Annotated in this window: 18 protein-coding genes; 8 read left to right on the forward strand and 10 right to left on the reverse strand. The window is 61.5% G+C overall.

The window, feature by feature from the left end:
* Positions 1 to 21: 21 nt before the first annotated feature.
* Both FBF35_RS07985 and FBF35_RS07990 read right to left on the reverse strand, forming a co-directional pair.
* Positions 22 to 1,515 carry an alpha-amylase gene (locus FBF35_RS07985; RefSeq protein WP_060565679.1) on the reverse strand — a complete coding sequence of 498 codons (1,494 nt, stop codon included), beginning with the start codon at positions 1,513 to 1,515 and terminating at the stop codon, positions 22 to 24.
* 130 nt (positions 1,516 to 1,645) lie between these two features.
* Positions 1,646 to 2,677, reverse strand: a complete 1,032-nt coding sequence (locus tag FBF35_RS07990) for a hypothetical protein (RefSeq protein ID WP_410060503.1) — start codon at positions 2,675 to 2,677, stop codon at positions 1,646 to 1,648.
* Between the two features lie 360 nt (positions 2,678 to 3,037).
* Between FBF35_RS07990 and FBF35_RS07995 the strand changes: the two genes are divergently transcribed.
* Positions 3,038 to 3,781: a hypothetical protein gene (locus FBF35_RS07995; RefSeq protein ID WP_131726607.1), complete on the forward strand. Its 744-nt coding sequence runs from the start codon at positions 3,038 to 3,040 to the stop codon at positions 3,779 to 3,781.
* Positions 3,782 to 3,876: 95 nt separating this feature from the next.
* On the opposite strand, the gene FBF35_RS08000 is transcribed toward FBF35_RS07995, so the two are convergent.
* From FBF35_RS08000 to FBF35_RS08020, 5 genes are all read right to left on the reverse strand, one after another.
* On the reverse strand, positions 3,877 to 4,902 hold the full coding sequence (locus tag FBF35_RS08000; RefSeq protein ID WP_198528830.1) for a hypothetical protein: 1,026 nt from the start codon (positions 4,900 to 4,902) through the stop codon (positions 3,877 to 3,879).
* A 497-nt stretch (positions 4,903 to 5,399) separates the two neighbouring features.
* Positions 5,400 to 5,684, reverse strand: coding sequence for a type II toxin-antitoxin system RelE/ParE family toxin (locus tag FBF35_RS08005; RefSeq protein ID WP_241772545.1), 285 nt, complete (start codon positions 5,682 to 5,684; stop codon positions 5,400 to 5,402).
* Complete coding sequence (locus tag FBF35_RS08010; RefSeq protein ID WP_060565680.1) at positions 5,656 to 6,192, reverse strand: hypothetical protein; 537 nt, start codon at positions 6,190 to 6,192, stop codon at positions 5,656 to 5,658. The genes FBF35_RS08005 and FBF35_RS08010 overlap by 29 nt, the downstream gene beginning before the upstream one ends.
* A gap of 259 nt (positions 6,193 to 6,451) precedes the next feature.
* A complete protein-coding gene (locus tag FBF35_RS08015) occupies positions 6,452 to 6,823 on the reverse strand; it encodes a type II toxin-antitoxin system VapC family toxin (RefSeq protein ID WP_060565681.1) in 372 nt (123 codons plus the stop codon).
* A complete protein-coding gene (locus tag FBF35_RS08020; protein ID WP_060566396.1) occupies positions 6,820 to 7,014 on the reverse strand; it encodes a type II toxin-antitoxin system VapB family antitoxin in 195 nt (64 codons plus the stop codon). The genes FBF35_RS08015 and FBF35_RS08020 overlap by 4 nt, the downstream gene beginning before the upstream one ends.
* Before the next feature lie 508 nt (positions 7,015 to 7,522).
* Between FBF35_RS08020 and FBF35_RS10725 the strand changes: the two genes are divergently transcribed.
* On the forward strand, positions 7,523 to 7,876 hold the full coding sequence (locus FBF35_RS10725) for a type IIL restriction-modification enzyme MmeI (protein WP_016423158.1): 354 nt from the start codon (positions 7,523 to 7,525) through the stop codon (positions 7,874 to 7,876).
* A gap of 70 nt (positions 7,877 to 7,946) precedes the next feature.
* Here FBF35_RS10725 and erm read toward each other — a convergent pair whose 3' ends face one another.
* Entirely contained in the window at positions 7,947 to 8,801 is an 855-nt protein-coding gene (erm, locus tag FBF35_RS08030) for a 23S ribosomal RNA methyltransferase Erm (protein WP_016456425.1), read from the reverse strand.
* Positions 8,802 to 9,641: 840 nt separating this feature from the next.
* Between erm and FBF35_RS08035 the strand changes: the two genes are divergently transcribed.
* The 4 genes from FBF35_RS08035 to FBF35_RS08055 all read left to right on the forward strand — a co-directional run bounded on the left by FBF35_RS08035 (position 9,642) and on the right by FBF35_RS08055 (position 14,941).
* Positions 9,642 to 11,018, forward strand: a complete 1,377-nt coding sequence (locus FBF35_RS08035; protein WP_060565682.1) for a recombinase family protein — start codon at positions 9,642 to 9,644, stop codon at positions 11,016 to 11,018.
* Position 11,019: 1 nt separating this feature from the next.
* Positions 11,020 to 11,541 (forward strand): hypothetical protein, encoded by a 522-nt coding sequence (locus FBF35_RS08040; protein ID WP_060565683.1) that lies wholly within the window; start codon positions 11,020 to 11,022, stop codon positions 11,539 to 11,541.
* Positions 11,542 to 11,918: 377 nt separating this feature from the next.
* Positions 11,919 to 14,609 carry a phage/plasmid primase, P4 family gene (locus FBF35_RS08050; RefSeq protein ID WP_060565684.1) on the forward strand — a complete coding sequence of 897 codons (2,691 nt, stop codon included), beginning with the start codon at positions 11,919 to 11,921 and terminating at the stop codon, positions 14,607 to 14,609.
* A 14-nt stretch (positions 14,610 to 14,623) separates the two neighbouring features.
* A complete protein-coding gene (locus tag FBF35_RS08055) occupies positions 14,624 to 14,941 on the forward strand; it encodes a hypothetical protein (protein ID WP_241772507.1) in 318 nt (105 codons plus the stop codon).
* A 455-nt stretch (positions 14,942 to 15,396) separates the two neighbouring features.
* Here FBF35_RS08055 and ychF read toward each other — a convergent pair whose 3' ends face one another.
* Together ychF and FBF35_RS08065 are read right to left on the reverse strand one after the other, a co-directional pair.
* Positions 15,397 to 16,485 (reverse strand): redox-regulated ATPase YchF, encoded by a 1,089-nt coding sequence (gene ychF / locus FBF35_RS08060; RefSeq protein ID WP_060565685.1) that lies wholly within the window; start codon positions 16,483 to 16,485, stop codon positions 15,397 to 15,399.
* A gap of 37 nt (positions 16,486 to 16,522) precedes the next feature.
* Positions 16,523 to 17,590, reverse strand: coding sequence for a 4-hydroxy-3-methylbut-2-enyl diphosphate reductase (locus FBF35_RS08065; protein ID WP_060565686.1), 1,068 nt, complete (start codon positions 17,588 to 17,590; stop codon positions 16,523 to 16,525).
* Between the two features lie 129 nt (positions 17,591 to 17,719).
* On the opposite strand from FBF35_RS08065, the gene xseA reads away from it, so the two are divergent.
* Together xseA and FBF35_RS08075 are read left to right on the forward strand one after the other, a co-directional pair.
* Positions 17,720 to 19,048, forward strand: a complete 1,329-nt coding sequence (gene xseA, locus FBF35_RS08070; protein ID WP_222845403.1) for an exodeoxyribonuclease VII large subunit — start codon at positions 17,720 to 17,722, stop codon at positions 19,046 to 19,048.
* A gap of 56 nt (positions 19,049 to 19,104) precedes the next feature.
* Positions 19,105 to 19,335, forward strand: a complete 231-nt coding sequence (locus FBF35_RS08075) for an exodeoxyribonuclease VII small subunit (RefSeq protein ID WP_034465426.1) — start codon at positions 19,105 to 19,107, stop codon at positions 19,333 to 19,335.
* The last annotated feature ends 14 nt before the right edge of the window (positions 19,336 to 19,349 follow it).

Genomic DNA, 19,349 nt, shown 5'->3' on the forward strand with positions numbered 1-19,349 from the left:
CCGACGCGCTGCGCCAATGCCCTACTCGCTGCGGCGGGGCACGTAGACGCTGAGGCCGCCGTCGCTGACCACACCCGTGAGGATCCCGTCATCCGCGACGCGCACGGACGGGTGGCCTCCGAGGATGCACTCCCACTCCTGGCCTGCGTGGCGCGTTCCCACGTAGAGGGTCTTCTCGGCTGCCATTCGGTCGGAGAGGATGACGGCGCAGCCGGAGCCGGGGATCTCCTCCTTGCCTTCGCGGGCAAAGCCCACCACGTCGGGGTCATCGAAAGCACTGTGCTGCGGGCCGACAGCCGCGCGGGCTCGGATACTCATGAGGACCGGCAGCTCACGCACGGCGGGCAGGTCGTCAGACTCGGGGGAACCCAGAAGGTCACCCCAGAAAACGCAGGGAACCCCGGCCTCGTTGAAGAGGATGATGGCGTAGGCGGCCGCCTTGAACCAGGGGGCGACCGTGGAGGCCAGGGACTGGCCGGGCTGCGTGTCGTGGTTTTCGACGAAAGTGACTGACTTGTCCGGATGGGAGGCGGTCAGCGTGTTCTCCCACAGGCGCGCCAGGTCCACGTTGCCATCCGAGACCGAGGCCTGATGGAGGTGATAGTGCAGAGGAACGTCAAAGAGCATGACGTTGGGGACCCGCTCCAGGTAGCCCTCGAGCTCGCGCACGTCGCCGCTCCAGTACTCGCCGACTGCGGGCAGGCGGCGCCCCGTGGAGGCGCGCAGGTCTTCGAGCCAGCGGGCGTAGAAGTCCGATCCGACGTGCTTGACGGCGTCCAGGCGCAGCCCGTCCACGCCGGTCGTCTCGACGTACCACTTGCCCCAGCGGTCCAGCTCCTCGCTGACGCGGGGGTCGGTGACGTGCACGTCGCAGCCCATCAGGTAGTCGAAGTTGCCGAACTCGGTGTCGACGGAATCGTTCCACTGCTTGCCTTCGAAGAGCCACAGGCCGTTGCGTTTCGTGGCTTCATCCCAGTCGATGCCGTGGAAGCACGTCCAGTCCCACGTGAAGTCCGAGTACACGCCGGCGCGCCCCGGGAATGTGAAGCGGGTCCACGCCTCGATCGTCTCGGGCTCGCCGATCGCCTCGTGACGGTTCTGGGGATTGATCGGGGTGGCTCGCACGGTCTCGGTCGCGTCGGCGCCCATGCGGTGGTTGAGGACGATGTCGGCGCACACGGCGATTCCCGCCTCGTGCAGGGCCTCGATGGCGGCCAGGTACTCGTCTTTCGTCCCGTACTTCGTGGGCACGGAGCCCCTCTGGTCGAACTCGCCCAGGTCGTACAGGTCGTAGACGCCGTAGCCGACGTCGTTGATGCCCTCGTGCCCCTTGTAGGCAGGCGGCAGCCAGACAATAGTGACGCCCAGGTCCGCGATCGCCCGGGCGTGCTCGGCGAGGTAGCGCCAGTGGCTGGCGTCCGGTGCCATGTCCCAGGCGAATGCCTGCAAGATCAGAGGGCCGGCCTCAGTCTGGGACGAGGCCAGGGCCGGTTTCGTCGTCTCATTCACCCGCATATGGTGGCAGGTTTTCTCTCTCCCGGGCGCGCGAGAATGGGAAACAGTGGCGGGATATACACGGTAACGAGGCCGGGGCTAAGCATCACGATTAAGCGCGGTCCCAGCCCCGGCCTCGTCGGTGATGTCATTACTTGCGGCGCCCGAGGCGCCCCTTCAGGCCCCCGGAGAGGCTGGAGGCGCCGTCGGCGATACCCGAGGCCGCGCTCTTAGCACCGACCATCACGACCTTCGCTTTGCCGCGCAGCCCCTTCTTGATAGTCGTCGCCGTCTCAGGTGTCTGTCCCTGCCTGGTCACGCCGAGGCGATGCCGGTCCCACTCGTCGACGTCGACGCCGGGAGGCGGGATCTCGCGCAGGTGCTCTTTGAGGAGCGCGGACTGGGACTGAAGGGCCATGAAGGTCAGGCCACTCGATACGAATCCGCCGATGACGGGGACGATCTTCGAGAATCCCTTGGCGGCGGTGCTCTTCGTGATGTTGATGCCGATGAGGCGCAGGCTGTGCTTGACGACCGGGTACCAGGTGATACTCATGAGGGCGCGCTTGGTCGCGTGATTCTGGTAGGCGGTCTTGGCAGCCACGCGCGCGAACGCCGTGAGGGATTGGGCGGCGCCCCCAACCCCCAGCATGACGCCGAAAAACACGGCGAGTACGCCGAGCGTGTCATCGTCAGCGTCTCGGCCGTCCGGGAGGAGATCTCCCCAGCCGTACAGGTAGGCGAGCTTTTGCATGATCCTCAGCGCGTGCGCGTAGTACTGCATCAGGTCCGCGGGGATGGTGCCGAGCATCGCGAAGCCGCCGGGGATACCCGCGACGAAGGAGATGGCCGCCGACTTGTTCGTCTCGTAGGAGATCGCTTCCTCCGCGAGTTTGTCGATCTCGGTCAGGGAGACGCCGGCGAGCAACGGGCTCGAGTCGATTGCACGTGCGATTGCGTCGTCACCCATGCGGAGCTTGCGCAGCTCCTGGCGCAGGAACTCCTCGCGGTTGACGCGCACGCCGGGCACGCGTACGACCTTCGCCAGGAACTCGAGAGCACGCTGCTCAGCCTCGCTCCGTTGAGCTGCCGTCAACTCCCCACCGCTTGTTTCACGCTGCAGGTCTCGCCCATCTCCGACGTTTTCACCATGTGCGCCAGGTTTATTGAGGCTGCCCCACATGTCATTCCTTTACACCCCGTTGTCGCCTCAGCACTAGGCCTGTATACGCGACAACAATAACCTAGTTATCCTCCATGATGGCGCTCACAACACACCGTCATTTAGCTCGGGTGCGAGGACGTCAGGAACGGACATACTCTGGTCGCATGTGGATCCTCGCTGCTGCCCCTTCAACCCGTCCCACAGGACCAACAATCTAGACACCCAAATCAGAGGCATGAAAATACATACTGTAAGTTACAATTTCACACAATATGAACGCCTGCTCCCACGAAGAGAAGTAGCCAAACCACATCCTCGAAGGGCATAAATATTCGGCAACTGGAAATGCTACACGCTACCACATACAGGAAAGCAGAAATGACAACAATTCCCCCATGCAAAAATGAATCCAGCCTGCACCCATCACTCTCACGCACACAAGCGCTGGCATTAATCCAAGAAGCAACGTCCGCAAAGAATCTTCTGCGCGACTGCATAACATCTATACGCAATATGAAGTACCTCGCCAACGATGCAGATACAACATTCACACTCGGAAGTATTGGAGTTGAAAAACTACTAAAGGTAATTCTAGGCTGCAACACGATAGAAGAATCAGGACAGTGGCCTTCCAAACACACACTCAGCAGGGACTGGGGACACGACATAGAGAACTTAAATGAAAGGATCAACACCATAATATCAGACAGCCTTCACAGTGGAAGAAGCAGCAACTACACACAGGAACTCGCAACAAAAATTACAACGAGCAGTATCATCCCATTACTTTTCAAAAAACTTGCTTGCTACGGCAACTCCGGCCGCTTTTACTACTTAGACATACTCGCAACTGGAAACAACAGAGATAGAGAGGCGCCACTGAAATTATGGGAAGACCTAGAAGACCACATCACCTCCACAATTGATGAATTCAAACAAATACCAACAGAAAACGCAGAGATAGACGACTATGTCAAGCGCACAAACAACTGGATAGCAGATGAATTATCTAACTGGTGGTACTCTATATATCGTCTAGCACAGAATGATTATTTTGGAACGGTCGCAAAAACGATGGCACCGCAACTATGGGACCCTGATCAACATAATCCAAATACATAAGACTCAGATGAATCTAATGACGAAAGCTGAGCAAGATGCGCTAGAACACTACTTCAACCAACGATTGAACGACAGCAAACTAAATCGATCAACGATCAAACGATAACATCCCCCACATGATACCCAACAAGACTAGTCACCAGCATTAATACCTGCAAACAGTTCCGCTTACTGAATTGACGCCTCGAGACACCATGAACACTTGCATGCCGCGAATACACCCGTGGAACACTATCACCTTTATCAACCCAAAATGCCTTATGCGCATTCCAAATTGGCAGCCAGACTAACCCCTGTCGCAGACTCAGATCATCAAACACATCAGGAACATTCGCCCCATTCCGATGATTAGTGAGAGAGCGACGCACCTTCGGATCCGGAACAAAACGTCGAATTAGAGTATCAAGCACAGCGGTCAACATCGCTTGAGCAGATCGAACGTAACCAGCCCGCATCGCACCAATTGCGTCAACAATAAATGCGATCTCATCACCATCCCAATCCTCTGCGCGAGCTTCAAGAATGCTCACACAGTCTTCAATTATCTGTTCATAACACGCACTTAGCACCTGACGCCGCGCAGCCGTATTTTGTGCTCGAACGAGACGCACGACAATGCGTTTCCGCGGCACCAAATATAGAGGAATTCCCTCTTGCTGGACAAAAGAGATTATTTCATCAAGATTGACCTCTTTGCTACAATCCTGCAAGTTCGAGGGAAGCGAACGCCACACAAGTTGCGAAGGGTCTGACAGATTTGCAATCGACTCCACTAAATGGCGTGCCTGGTCTAGAATAGCCGACTGAGCCATTGCAATCTGATTAAATACAGAACTTGCACCAAAGTCACGCAGGGATAAAGCCACACTAGGCAATATCAGATTACTAAATGATGGAAACAGATTCTCGAATTTGAACTTGTTTACACAAATGGTATTCCTATAAGACTCTATCAATGACAAGCCCGAATCATCAAGCTGCCGAAAAAACCGATTTAGGGCATGCACAGTTGCCTCACTTGACACCTGTATCGAAGACGATACAGATTTAGCAAATTCTTGAAATGCTACCTTATTCACCGCGTCGCCATACAACCCGAACGCCCGCTTTGCCTGCGCCATCGCCCGCTGCTCGGGCCACTCAGCTAAAGAGGCCCCCAGATCTCGCATTTTCTAATACCGCTCACGCATATCTTGCAACTCAAGATTCGACACCACTGTTCCGCCTTCGCTCAGATGAGCACGATTTTGCTCTTTATTCATAGTTCAATGAAAAATCCCTTCAAAGACCGAACCACGCAAATGTGGAACATCTTTACACTTTGAACATTAAGATCGCAGCCACACTGCCACAAATTAGATTACATGCACTTTTTCTCTTTTACCATACCGAAACTCTACTTCATACGTTTTGATTCCTTGCGCCAGTTTAGCTAGATACTTTCGATCAGCAGTCGCTTCATCGCATAACTGTATGACATAATGATACGTTAACACACAACTATTGACATTTGATGCACCACATCTCATCACAAGGATCGTTAATTCAGTGTATTTTTGACACAATCGACCGTGTAGCGTGTGTGCAGGTTCATCCAGAACCCCGGGGTGGTGCCGAATTAGCGGGAGAGACGCATGGCGGTGTCTGCCGTGATTCCCCGCTTCCCATGAACGATCTCAACCCCTTCTGGACCCGCGTCGCCCCACCTGAAGCAGATACGCCACTGATCGTTGATTCGGATACTGTACTGCCCCGCACGATTACCGCGCAGACGCTCGAGGCGGTTACCCGGAGGAATCCGGAGGTCTTCCAGACGGCACGCAGCATCAATCTGGCGTAACTTGCGCAGCGCGATGCAGAAGGTTCCGAGGCTACTACCCCTCACCTCCGCCGGAGCCAACACTCCGCAGTTCACGTCCGCGCACGAGTTCCCATTTCTGCGACGCGGCATCGACGAATGACACGTGAGTGATCATTTCTCCCGCTTTTCCCTTTGTCATCATATTCAGTTTTATCTGGGCAACTTCCTGGTCAATGACCGAGCCCCAGTTGTAAGTAGGGTGAGCAGGGATGACAAACTTCCCCGGCGGAAGCACGGCAAGGTCTAACGGTGGGTTTTCGCAGCTCTTATCAGCTCTCTGGCTCTCCACGCGAATGTCGTAAATGGGCGCATCCGAACCATTCACCACCAAGATCGCGTACCGCTCCTCCTGTGGAGCATCAGGACATTGAACGCCGACAACTGTCACATGCTCGGCCTGCCAACGCTCAGCCTCAGTTTCACGCTCCCGATCACGCTTATGCTCGAGCTTCACCACTTTCTCACTCGTCTTCCATGAACCGTACGCGGCACTGACGGCAAGCAGCCCACCGACGGCTCCCACCCAGTCAGCAAGTGTTCCCACGTCCATCTACTGTCCTCCTTGACATCTATTCCAAACTCGACGAGGTCACCATCAATCCCGTTAGAGGGCATGCACTGCAGGCTACCGAAACCGGGGCACAGTGTCAGGCCATTCATAAAGGGTTTACAGGGAGGCAACCATTTTTGTCAAACAGGCACATGTGAGGGCATCGACTAGACACCTCACCCCCGATCACTCCACAACGGCAAAGCCGGGCCACGCCCTCGCGCGACCCGGCCAATGCCTCGAAAGAGACGAGAACCCCTCAGTCAAGGTCCGCTAACACGCCCACGTCGCGCGCTGCCTGACGCAGGCGCTTATCGCGTGTCCACAGCGAGACACCGGGGGTTACGACAGCACTTGCCAGGAGCGCCACGTCTACCGCGCTGAGTCCCCTACCCCACAGCCTCCGCTCCTCTACGAGATGCCGCACGCCTTGATCATCAACGTTGCGCACGATCATCAAGCGCTCGAGCGCTTTCAGGAATACCGACCGATTCTTGAGATTCCCCAACGCGAGTTCAGTGATGACACTCTGATGCACGCACACCTGGTCACGCTCGAGCAGATCAACCAGAACCGGCTCAGTTTTCCGCAGGTGATCGATCCAGATGTTGGTGTCAACCAGGACTCTCACGCGCGCGCTCGACTCCGAGGCGCAGCCTCCGCCGCCGAATCACTGCCACCGAGCGCAGCGAGCTGCCGACCGGTCTCGATGCGAACGAGGAGTTCTACCGCGTCCCGAATCAAAGCGGATCGCTCGCTGATCCCGGTCAGCTCCTCGGCGCGCGCAAGCAGATCATCATCGAGTGTCACTGTGGTTCTCATGCTTACCTCCAGCTTCAGCATAGCACCACAGTCATCATCATTTGATTCTGATTTTGACGCAGCTCCTAGACCACCCAGCTCACACAACAGCAAAGCCGGGCCACGCTCTCGCGCGACCCGGCCACTGCCTCGTTCAGAAACGATCAGACATTGAAGCGGAACTCCACGGAGTGTCGTCGATAAATAACTATTCGATGCGCAAAGTACAACGAAATACCGCTAGAAACAGACAACATATGGGGGTGCACAGAAACACATATAGGTTCTGCGGAAAACCTATAGGGTGCGTCGCTAAAAACCGCTGTGCGCGAAAAACATAAAGGGTTTACGGACCCGGTCCCAGACCCCTCAATACTCTGAGCCGGAAGAATGGAAAGTGGAAGGTTGATGTATCCCCACTATTTATTTTTTCCGTTTTTCGGAGTACATCGGGAGCTACAACTGCGGACCAGCTCTGTGTGAACTAGATGAGAAGGCGCAGCAGCGAATCATCGACGCTGGACAGTTGGTGCTGCGGGCACGCGAGCGGCACCCCCAGCGGTCACTCGCGGAGCACTACAACCCGTTATCGATGGACCCAATTCTGCTCAAGGCTCACAACAACTTGGACCGGGAAGTCGATAAGGCTTTCGATGTGGCACGCAAACTCACCAACGAGCGCCAGCGCCAGGAGCTACTGTTCGCCAGCTACGGGGAGTTGGCGAGGGGCTATGTCTCCTCGCTTTCATCAAAATCGAAACCACCAGCAGGGTCGTTCCCCGTGCGGGTGATTTTGATCGGTCCCGCTGCTGGGTGTAGAACCCTGTCGCTGGCAACGCCGGGAACTATGACTGTGCCCGACGAGAACACGTCACTGCCATAACGCGGCTCACGGTAGACGAACATGGGTCGTTCACTACTACTGGTGGATTTCGGTTTTGGTGGTGGGGGGATTACCGCCGCCGGCCTCGATTTTTCCGTTGAGGAGGGCGTTGACTACTTCCCGATTGTGAAATGGGCCGATGGCGCGGTGAAGAGGAACCAGTCACCTGGAAGAGATCGATCCAGTCGCTGGTGTGCAATCTGGGAGGTAGGGTTGCGGGGTCGATTCCTCGCGAGCGCAACCATGATTGTGTCTCTGAACGTGATGAAAACAACCCTGCCCTTCGGAGAATTTCCCCTATCCCGCGTCCCCGGGCGGTGAAAACGGTGTGCACCATCGCCTGAAAGGCTTTGCGTTGCTCTATCGGGATCTTCGGGTCACCCACCCGGCGGATCACTAAGATCCCCCCGTCAACGTTTGGCTGTGGCCGGAAAGCAGACCTTGGTACTCGGGAACCAAGGTGAAACGTGAACCATGGGGACCACTGAGCTGTCATCATCGTGCTTGCACCTACCCCGGCCCGGCGGCGAGCGACTTCCCACTGCATGAGGAGTACAGCGGCAGTCCATGCCGGCGCATGCAACAACTTTCGAAGAATGGCAGTGGTGAGGTGAAAGGGAATGTTTCCCACAATGACGCAGGGAGTGGCGGGTAACGGGAAGTTGAGGAAATCATCATGGACCACTTCGACCGACGCCGAGGCGGTCTTTTTTGTGAGTTTGGCAGCTAGTTTTGCGTCTACCTCAACTGCCGTTATTGCCCTCCCCAAGTGGGATATCGGGTGAGTGAGGGCACCGCTTCCTGGCCCGATCTCAATGATGGGGCCGGAGGTTTGTTTTACAAGATCGACGATGGAGTTGATGATCTTGTGGTCTGTGAGAAAATTTTGGCCATGTTCGTGACGGCCGTATCCGTATGTAGACATTAGGTGTGCTCCGTGGAGTTGAAACGGAGCCGGGCATGGCAAATGGCCGCCCGGCTAAAGGACCGGAGCGGTTTCTAACCTGCGGGAGGGAGAAAGCCGCCTTAGCGGCTGGTGAGCGGCCGCATGAAAACGGAACCTGAAATCAACATGGGCCTATCGTATCCAATTAATTTCGCAGGGTCCAATACGGTGAGAAAGAAGACAACCGCACCGCAACAGTGCAAGACCTCTCTGGATTGGAATTTAATTGAACATGGGTTTGGGGTACGACGCGCCCTACTCGGAGTGGCACGGACACTACGGCTGCGCGCCCACACACAACAGTAAAGAGCTCGGCAATGCACAGACACGTAACGAGAGCGCCACAAATGTATGTACGTTTAAGTTACAGCATCGACACTGACGCTCCACATGGAGGGACGGCCGCAGCCCTGCAGCAAGCACACGGCAGGGTGTCTGCTTCGGGCGACGTGAAATTACGCAGAAAAATACGAAACACATCACCGCAGGTCACGGTAGGTATTTGCGGGTCATTTCGTAATCTCGTAAACGAAAAGAACAAAACTACGAAACACAAAAACATACGTTGAGCAGCGTAAATGGTTTTCGTTTCGTAATTTTTCCACTTTTTGAAGAAAATCTAAATAAGAAGAGACACCTTGATTGCGATTGTGTCCCGTGTCACATAGCTGCAACCCCTGCAGCGTGCCCTCAACGAGGACGCTCTGTGTCGTAGACATGTGCCTGCAATGCGTGTCTGTGTCTCTCTCTTAAAAGGTTTGGGTCGAAATACCGCCCGATTACCGCACAGAAAAACATAGAGGGGGTAGAATTGACCCCATGAGACGAGACTTCCCCCGCCGCGCTGCCATGTACCTACGCGTCAGCCTCGACGCTACAGGCGAGCACCTCGCAGTTGACCGACAGCGTGCCGACTGCCTCCGAATCATCCGCGAGCGCGGATGGACCCTCACGCAGGAATACGTCGACAACTCCGTTTCCGCGTCGAAGCGGACCGTTCGACGCCCTTCCTACGACCGCATGGTGCAGGACTACGACGCGGGCCTGTTCGACGCCTTGGTGTGCTGGGACCTCGACCGTCTCACCCGTCAGCCCCGACAGCTAGAGGACTGGATTGAACGGGCTGAGGAGCGCGGCCTTGTGATCACGACGGCGAACGGGGAGGCCGATCTATCCACCGACGGCGGGCGCATGTACGCGCGGATTAAGGCCAGCGTTGCCCGTAGCGAGGTTGAGCGTAAATCAGCCCGTCAGAAGGCCGCGAACGCACAGCGGGCGCGGATGGGACGCCCGCCGCTAGGAACGCGGCTCATGGGCTACACGGCCAAGGGCGAACTCATCCCCGAGGAGGCTAAGGTTGTGCGCAGCATCTTCGACAACTTCCTAGCCGGGGAGTCCTTGAAGGGTATCGCGCGAGCCTTGCAGGAAGCGGGTGTGCCCACGCGCCACGGGGGCCGTTGGAACCCCTCGTCTATCCGGACGATTCTCCTCAATGAGCGCTACGGGGGCATCATGGAGTACATGGGCGAGGTACTCCCCAACGTCCCCATCACGTGGGAGCCTATCGTCTCCGAGGACACGTTTTTCCTTGCACAGTCGAAGCTCTCGGACCCGCGTCGCAAGACCGCGAAGGAGGGCACGCACCGCAAGCACCTGGGTTCATCCCTGTTCCGGTGTGCTGAGTGCGGGCACAGCATGTACGCCTTCAGCAACATCCGCTACCGGTGCCCCCGGTGCGAGTTCACGCGCTCGCGGTCGCACATCGACGCTTACGTGCTTGCCGTGGTGCGTGCGCGCCTTGCACAGCCGGACGTCGCAGACCTGTTGGCCGTGGACCACGAGCCAGAGGTGAAGGAGCTGACGGCACAGATTCAACGCCTCCGTGATCGACTGGAGAGGGTGAATCAGGACTACGACGAGGGCATTATTGACGGGCTTCGATACCGGACGGCGGCTGAGCGCGTGCGGGCTGAGCTGACGGCTACCGAGGGGAAGCGGGCGGCCTTGTCCGGTGGGTTGAGCGGCACGACGTCGGTCCTGGGAGCGCCGGACCCGGTGGAGGCGTTCGACACGGCTTCGCTCATGATCCGCCGTCGCGTGATCGACGCGCTGCTAGACGTGCGGTTGAAGCCCGGCAAGCGCGGTTCCAAGACGTTTGACCCGGACAGTGTGATTCTGACGTGGAAGGAGGCCTAACATGACCAAGACGTACATTATCAAGCTCGTTCACCGGCACAAGGGGCGGCGCAATGACACCGTGCTGGACACGTTCGTTCCTGGCGAGGCGGGAGGCTGGACGCCCCTTCCCCAGCTCCACCCTGACCCGTGGCCTCACGGGTACCGCCCCCACAGCCGTCATGAGGTTGCCCTAGAAGGCGGGAGCGTTGCTACCCGGCGGTACCTCGTTGGGGAGACTGAAGAGCAAGGCACCGAGGTGCGCGCGGTTGACTCCCGTACAGCCCGGAACGAACGGGAGGTAGCCCGCCGCCGGGCACAGGAAGACCCCGAGTACCGCGCCCTGATGGACGAGGACCCCTGGGAGGCCCGCAAGGCGTCCCGTCGCCTCGCCTGGCAGATCAACCGGCGGTGCCCTGGGTGCGGTGAGGTGTTGTCGTACTCATTCCGTGAGGAGACGCTTTACCGGGCGTTCGACGGCGTGCGCGAGGCGGGTAGGCGCAAGGTGGGCATTGAGGAGCTAGCGAAGATGCTCAACCACTAGCCGTATTTGCTACGCAGCGTTATACTAAACGGTGTGCCGACTGTCCTATGACGGTCACGCTACCGGTGAGCTGGCACAGTAACACCGGACGCGCGGAATATTCCGGGCGATTCTCATTGCGGTCCTCAACGGGAGCGCGGTTTGTCATGCCTAGGAGGCATCATGGGAACCGCCCGACAGCGAGCCGCTGCGCGCTATGCATCCCTTACCCGTTCAAGGTCCGCGAATGACCCCGCTCTGATTTCAGCCCGGCAAGACCTGCACGCTGCAGAGCTGGAGGACGCTATCAACCGAGCGCTTGCCAGCGCCCCGCCCCTCAATGCTGAGAGCCGCGCCCGACTCGCGGCCATGCTGTCCGCCGGGAAGGCGGTGACAGCATGACTCCCGACGCAAAGAAGGGGGGCTATCCCGGCCCCGAGTCAATGGAACACCGGAATAGCCCCCTCCCCGAGAACCCCGATGCCCGCCAGGGCGGGCATTACACCCCCAATTCTACCCTCGACGAGTTGCCCGCTCTCGTCATGATGGAAGCTCCTCGCGTGGATACCAAGGAGTGGGAACGGCACGAGTACACGCGCGAGAAGTTCACCGACCGCTTCCAGCCGTGCAACGTGCCGGTGCGCTCGGACAAGAACGGCCCGGCCTACGTGGGCGGCTCGTTCCTCGACGAGAACGCCCCTCGTGGCAAGCGCAACATGCGCGAGCGCTGGCTTGTAGCTCTCGACGCCGACGACGTGACCCCCGAGGCGCTCCCGCTCCTCGTCGAGGCCGTGCATGGCCTTGGCTACGAGGCCGTCATTCACGCTACCCATTCCAGCACCGCGAGCGCCCCGCGTTGTCGCGTGCTGTTCGCGCTGTCCGCCCCGCTCCCGGCGGCTGAGTACCCCGAGGTGGCCAACGCCCTTATGGGGGCACTGGAGGTGCCGGGCGCGGCCTGGGATACGTCGTGCAACCAGGCCGAACGTGCCATGTACTGGCCTTCGACGCCCGACCCGGCCAACTACTGGGTGGAGTTCGTCAAGGGGGCACCGTTGGACGCCGCCGAATTCATGGCTGAGCGCGGCCTTCCCGCGCCCGTGGGAGGCCAGGACGCGCCCGCCGTGGGTAAGCGCTCCCCCCGCTCTCTGCCTGGCATCGTCGGGGCCTTCAACCGCGTGTACGACATTGCGGGGGCTATCGACGCTTACGCCCTGCCCTACACGCAAGAGGGGCCGGACCGATGGACGTACAACGGTGCGCACTCCACCGGCGGCCTAAAGCTTGTCCCGGGGCACACCGACCTGGCTATCTCCCGGCACGCGAACGCCGACCCGGCGTGCATCCGCGATAGCCGGGGCGGCTTCCGCGCGGTGACTGCCTTCGACCTCGCGGCCCTGCACCGGTATGGGCACCTCGACAGCGAAGCGGACCGCGCTAAGGGGCCGTCCGAGCGCGCCGCGAGCCAGGCGGCCATGCGACAGCGGGCCGCCCAAGACCCCGCCGTCATGCGCGAGTATGCGGGCGTCGACTTCACGCAGGAACCCGTCGAGGGACGCACTCGCGCGGTCATTGCCAAGACCGCCGAAGCCTCGGACTCTGCCTTGGCTGATTGGTGCGAGCCGCGCCTTGCCGGACGAGTCGAGTACGTCAACGGGGAGGGCTTCCGCATCTACAGCCCCGACCGGGGCACCTGGGACGCCGCCTCCGACGCTGCAGCCGCCCGCGTGGTCGAGAAGGAGTTGCGCGAATGGTACGCGGGCCTTGTCGCGTCCGGTGACTTGAAGCGCGTTCAGAGGGCGGCCAAGTACCTGAATCAGAGCAAGGTCAAGGCCGTGACCCAGCTCCTTCAGGGACGGCTCATGCACGAGGCGTCCGAGTACGATCAGGACCCGGACGTGCTCAACGTCGGCAACGGCGTTGTGGACCTTCGCACCGGGGAGCTACACCCCCACGCGGCGGCCTACAGGTGTACGCGGCATACGCCCGTGCCCTACGACCCCGACGCCACGCACGAGGATTGGGCGGCGGCGCTCGCGGCCCTCCCGGTGGAGGTTCACGCCTGGTTCCGCCGGTGGGTTGGCCAGGCCGCTACCGGCTACACGGCGCGGGAAGATCACACGATGCTCGGTATAGCGGCGGGTATTGGTGCCAACGGGAAGACGACGCTCCTCACGGCGTTGAGGTTCGCGTTGGGCACCTACGCGGGAACGGCCTCGATGGACCTCCTTGTGACGAGCCAGCACAACAAGGGCAACCCGAACAACACGAAAATGGCCCTGTTCGGTAAGCGCTTCGTGCTGGTTGAGGAGTTGCCAGAGGGCCGCCTTGACGGCGTTCAGGTCAAGGCCATTACGGGTACCGAACTCATCCGGGGAAACGCTAAGTTCAAGGACGAGTTCGAGTGGCGAGCCACGCACTCCCTGATCGTTACGACGAACAACCTCCCCACCGTCTCCGAGTTCTCCGAGGGCTTGTGGCGACGTCCGTTCGTCCTGGAGTTCCCCTACCGCTTCACCTCGACCCCAACGGCTGAAGCGGATAGGCCAGGCGACGCGGGGCTGACTCAACGCCTCCTCGCGCCCGACGCCCCGGCCATGCCCGCCGCCCTCGCGTGGGCGGTGCGCGGCGCGGTGGAGTTCTACGCGAACGGCAAGCGGGTGGGTGCCATGCCGACGCTGATTAGCGCCGCTACGACCGCGTGGCAGGAACAGTCTGACGTGCTCCTGGCGTTCGCCTCCGAGCGCCTCGTGAAGGATGCGGGCGCGGTCATTCCCGGCTCGGACCTGTACGCGGCGTTCGAGACGTGGCTTGCCGATCAGGGGGCGGCCCCGTGGAGTCAACGCACCTTCCGGGGGCGCATTGCGTCGCACGGCTACTTCCGGGACGTCAAGGCGGGTATGCACCGGTGGAAGGGGCTGACTCTCTCCCGGTGGCCAGCCGTGAGCGAGCCGCCCAAGGGCGACAAGGTGCGCGGCTTCCGGGGCGTGCGCTTCCGCACGAGCGAGGACGAGCGCCGCGAGCGCAAGGCTGAGCTAGCCGGGCGGGGCCTCCACGTGGTGACTGGCACCGACGACACGGACCTGATCTGAGGAGGAGGGTAGCCATGAAACTGACGGACACTCTCACTCTGAAGGAGCGGGACGAGGCCGCCGCGTCTATCCTCGCGGGGCGTCTCCGAGGCGACGTGCGGTTTAAGGGCCGCCGCTGGTACCTGTGGAATGATGCTGAGAACAGGTGGGAGCGCGCCACGGTTGCGCGCGGTGTCACCCGTCGCATCATTGAGGAGATTCAAGACCTGATTATCCAGGCCGTGTTCGTGAAGAACTACGAGGAGGCTCACGCCTGGACTCGGTACCTCGACCGAAGCGACGTCGGGACACGGCTCACCCCGCGCATTTCACGGATATTGCGGGGAGGCTGAGCCGCTTCGCTCGCGGCGGGGTTAGGCCTCGTCGGGAGCCGGGGAGGGGATGGGGGCGGTATCCCCCCCCTCCCCTTGTGTAACACCCAGAGGCCCAAGCGATATACCCCCCTTGGTTGAATTTTCAACCGGCGAAGCGCAAGGCGTCTCGAATCGCGAACTTGACACCTGTTTTTCGCGCGTCTCACGGCTAGCCTTCGGGGCGGCGCGGGCCTGTACCCACGTGTACCCAGATTTTTCGGCTCTATTTCAACGAAAAGTCGCTTTCTGGGTACGAGTGGGTACACCTTTCAAGTCCCCCCTATGAAAAAACAGTTTTATATAGGTAGTTAAGGAAGCGTACCCAAATTGCACGGAACCCAGACTTTCCCCTGCAATGAGAACGGAAAGTCTGGGTACACGTTTGTTCCGGGCCGCTTTTAGCGGGGCCGTGGGCCTTGTCTTGACACCCTAACTCATGATGTTTTACTAAAGCGGAACTCCACGACGTCTCCGTCTTCCATCACGTAGTCCTTGCCTTCCATGCGGACCTTGCCGGCGGCCTTCGCGGCGGCCATGGAGCCTGCTTCGACCAGGTCATCGTAGGAGACGACCTCGGCCTTGATGAAGCCCTTCTCGAAGTCCGTGTGGATGACGCCGGCGGCCTTGGGGGCAGTGTCGCCCTTGTGGATCGTCCAGGCGCGCGCTTCCTTCTCACCGGCGGTGAGGTAGGTCTGCAGGCCGAGGGTGTCGAAGCCGACACGGGCCAGCTTGTCCAGGCCGGACTCGTCCTGGCCGGATTCGGCGAGCATCTCGCGGGCGTCCTCGTCGTCCAGTTCGACCAGCTCGGCCTCGAACTGGGCGTCCAGGAAGATGGCCTCGGCGGGGGCGACGAGGGCGCGCAGTTCGTCCTTCATCTCCTCGTTGTCCATCTCGGCGGCGTCCATGTTGAACACGAAGATGAAGGGCTTGGAGGTCATGAGCTGGAAGGAGCGCAGCGCATCCTGGTCCAGCTTGGCGCCCTCGGGGCCGGACAGCAGCTCGCCGCGTTCCAGCAGCTCAAGGGCCTGGCGCGCGGTCTCGAGAACGATCGGCTCGGTCTTCTTACCGCGCACCTCCTTCTCGAGGCGCGGGATCTGCTTCTCGATCGTCTGCATGTCGGCGAGGATCAGCTCGGTCTTGATGGTCTCAATGTCCGAGGCCGGGTCCACCTTGCCGTCGACGTGCACGACGTCGGGGTCGGAGAAGGCGCGCGTGACCTGGCAGATCGCGTCGGCCTCGCGGATGTTGGCGAGGAACTGGTTGCCCAGGCCCTCACCCTCAGAGGCACCGCGCACGATGCCCGCAATGTCAACGAAGGACACAGTGGCGGGCAGGATGCGCTGGGAGCCGAAGATCTCCGCGAGCTTGTTCAGGCGCGGGTCGGGCAGGGGGACGACGCCGACGTTGGGCTCGATGGTCGCGAAGGGGTAGTTCGCGGCGAGCACGGTCGCGCGGGTCAGGGCGTTGAACAGGGTGGACTTGCCGACGTTGGGCAGTCCAGCGATACCGATAGTAAGAGACACGCCCCCATCCTATCGGAGCAGGCCCGGTGGTGTTGCCCTACTTCGTGTGGTTTGGCCCGGCGACGCGGGGCGCGTGGGGACGCGCGGGCGCCATGCCGGCCTTCTTCAGGTCGGCGCGCAGGTCGCGGGGCAGCGCGAAGGTCGTGGATTCGGTTTCGGTGCGGGCCACCTCGACGGTGGGGAATCCGCGTTCCTGCAGCCATTCGATGACGTCGCGCACGAGGATCTCGGGCACGGACGCGCCGGAGGTGAGGCCCACGGTGCGGGCGCCCTCGAACCAGGATTCCTGCAGCTCGTCGGCCTTGTCGACGCGGTAGGCGGCGCCGGCCCCGGCCTCGAGCGCGACCTCGACGAGGCGCACGGAGTTCGAGGAGTTCGCCGAGCCGACGACGACCATGACGTCCACCTGGGGTGCAATGTGCTTGACCGCGCCCTGGCGGTTCTGGGTGGCGTAGCAGATGTCGTCCGACGGCGGGTCGATGAGCTGCGGGAAGCGCTGGCGCAGGCGGTCCACGGTCTCGCGGGTCTCGTCGACGGAGAGCGTGGTCTGGGAGATCCACACAACGCGCGAGGGGTCGCGCACGACGACGTTATCCACCTCGTCGGGGGTGCCGACGACCTGGATGTGGTCGGGGGCCTCGCCGAAGGTGCCCTCGACCTCCTCGTGGCCCTGATGGCCCACCAGGATGATGTCGTAGTCTTCCTTCGCGAAGCGCACGGCCTCGCGGTGCACCTTGGTCACGAGCGGGCAGGTCGCGTCGATCGTGGCGAGATGGCGGGTGGCGGCGGCCTCGTGGACGGCCGGGGAGACGCCGTGCGCGGAGAACACGACGCGGGCACCCTCGGGCACCTCATCGGTCTCCTGGACGAAGATCGCGCCGCGCTTGGTCAGCGACTCGACGACGAACTTGTTGTGGACGATTTCCTTGCGCACGTAGACGGGCGCGCCGTAGAGCTCGAGGGCCTTTTCGACGACGTCGACGGCGCGGTCCACGCCGGCGCAGTATCCGCGGGGAGCCGCCAAGAGGATACGGCCGCTGCCCTCACCGTGGGACGAGGGCAGGGGGGTCTCGGCGCTGGCTCGCAGGTCGACGTTTTCATTCATGCGTCCACCCTAGCGCCCGGGGTGGCGTGCGTGCGCGCGCTCGTGGCAATCCCACACGCTCCTCGTCAACGAGGCCGGGGCTGTCCACAGGCCCGCGCTGCGGCAGCGCGGCGGGGACTGTCCTGTGGCATGCTGAGTGGCGTGACATTGCCTCTTTCCCCTGCTGCGCCGCCTCCGGGCGGCTCGCCCCAGCCTCGTCTGCCCGCCGCGAAGGCGGCTGATACGACGCGGGATAATCCGTGGCCGCTGCGCAGGCTGACGGAGAACATCAAGGTGTACGTGGACCGCATGAGCCCCCTGTGGGTGGAGGGCCAGGTCGTCGAGTACAAGGTGCGCCCGGGCGCGAAAATGCACTTTTTGACGCTGCGCGACCTCGAGACGGACACGTCGATGACGGTGACCGCGTGGGCGGGCGTCATGGATTCCACGCCACTGACCGAGGGCGCACGCGTGGTGACGCGCGTGAAGCCGGTTTTTTGGGAGCGTTCGGGCCGCCTTAACCTGCAGGCGGCGGAGATTCACCTGCAGGGCGTGGGCGACCTGCTGGCCCAGATCGAGGCGCTGCGCGCCCGCCTGGCCGCCGAGGGCCTATTTGCGGATGCTCGCAAGAAGCCGTTGCCGTTCCTGCCGCGCACGATCGGCCTAATCTGCGGTCGCAACGCGAAGGCGAAGGACGACGTGGTCGTCAATGCGTCGGACCGCTGGCCGAGCGCGCGCTTCGAGATCCGCGAGGTCGCCGTGCAGGGCGATCACTGCGTGCCCGAGGTGGGCCGCGCCCTCCTCGAGCTGGACGCCATGGACGACGTCGACGTCATCGTCATCGCGCGCGGCGGCGGCGCGGTCGAAGACCTCCTCCCCTTCTCCGACGAGCGTCTCGTGCGCGCCGTCGCGGACGCCCGCACTCCCATCGTCTCCGCGATCGGCCACGAGGGCGACTCTCCCCTGCTGGACCTGGTCGCCGACTACCGGGCCTCGACCCCGACGGATGCGGCTCGCCGCATCGTGCCGGATCGCGCCCGCGAGCGCGACGGCATCTCTCAGGCGCTGACCCGCATGCGTGGGGCGCTGGGCGCGCGCCTGGCGACGGAGCGCTCGAACCTGACGCTCATCGCGTCGCGGCCGGTGCTCCAGGGCCCGGAGGCCATCGTCGAGGGGCACCGCGTGGCCCTCACGCAGCGGGTCACGGCGATGCGATCGGCGATCGAGCGTCGGCTCGCCTCGGAGCGCCAGCAGCTGACTCGCTCGCGCGCGACGCTCACTGCCCTATCCCCGCAGGCGACGCTGGACCGCGGCTACGCGCTGCTCAAGACCCCGTCGGGTGCGCTCATCACCTCTTCGGCGCAGATCAAGAAGGGCGACCTGATCGAAGGCATCCTGGCCTCCGGCCGCATGGTCGCCCAGGTCGTCGGAGCCACGAACCCCGCTCCGCCCGCTGACACCCCCAACGCAGACGCCTGACGCCCTGGGTCCGCCCCGGCCTCGTCCCCGAACCCCTCACCCAAAGGAATACTCTCATGACCACGAACGACCAGCTCCCCGATCCCCAGTCCCTCGGCTACGAGGAGGCGCGCGACGAGCTCGTGCGCATCGTCCAGACCCTCGAGGGCGGGCAGGCCCCGCTCGAGGACACTCTCACGATGTGGGAACGCGGCGAGGCCTTGGCGGCCCGCTGTTCGCAGATCCTGGACGGCGCCCAGGAACGTCTTTCTGGACGCGCCACCACGCCCTCCCCCGAAGCGCGCTAATCTAAAACTCACAG

It is taken from the genome of Schaalia odontolytica (assembly GCF_005696695.1).
Taxonomy (GTDB): domain Bacteria; phylum Actinomycetota; class Actinomycetes; order Actinomycetales; family Actinomycetaceae; genus Pauljensenia; species Pauljensenia odontolytica_C.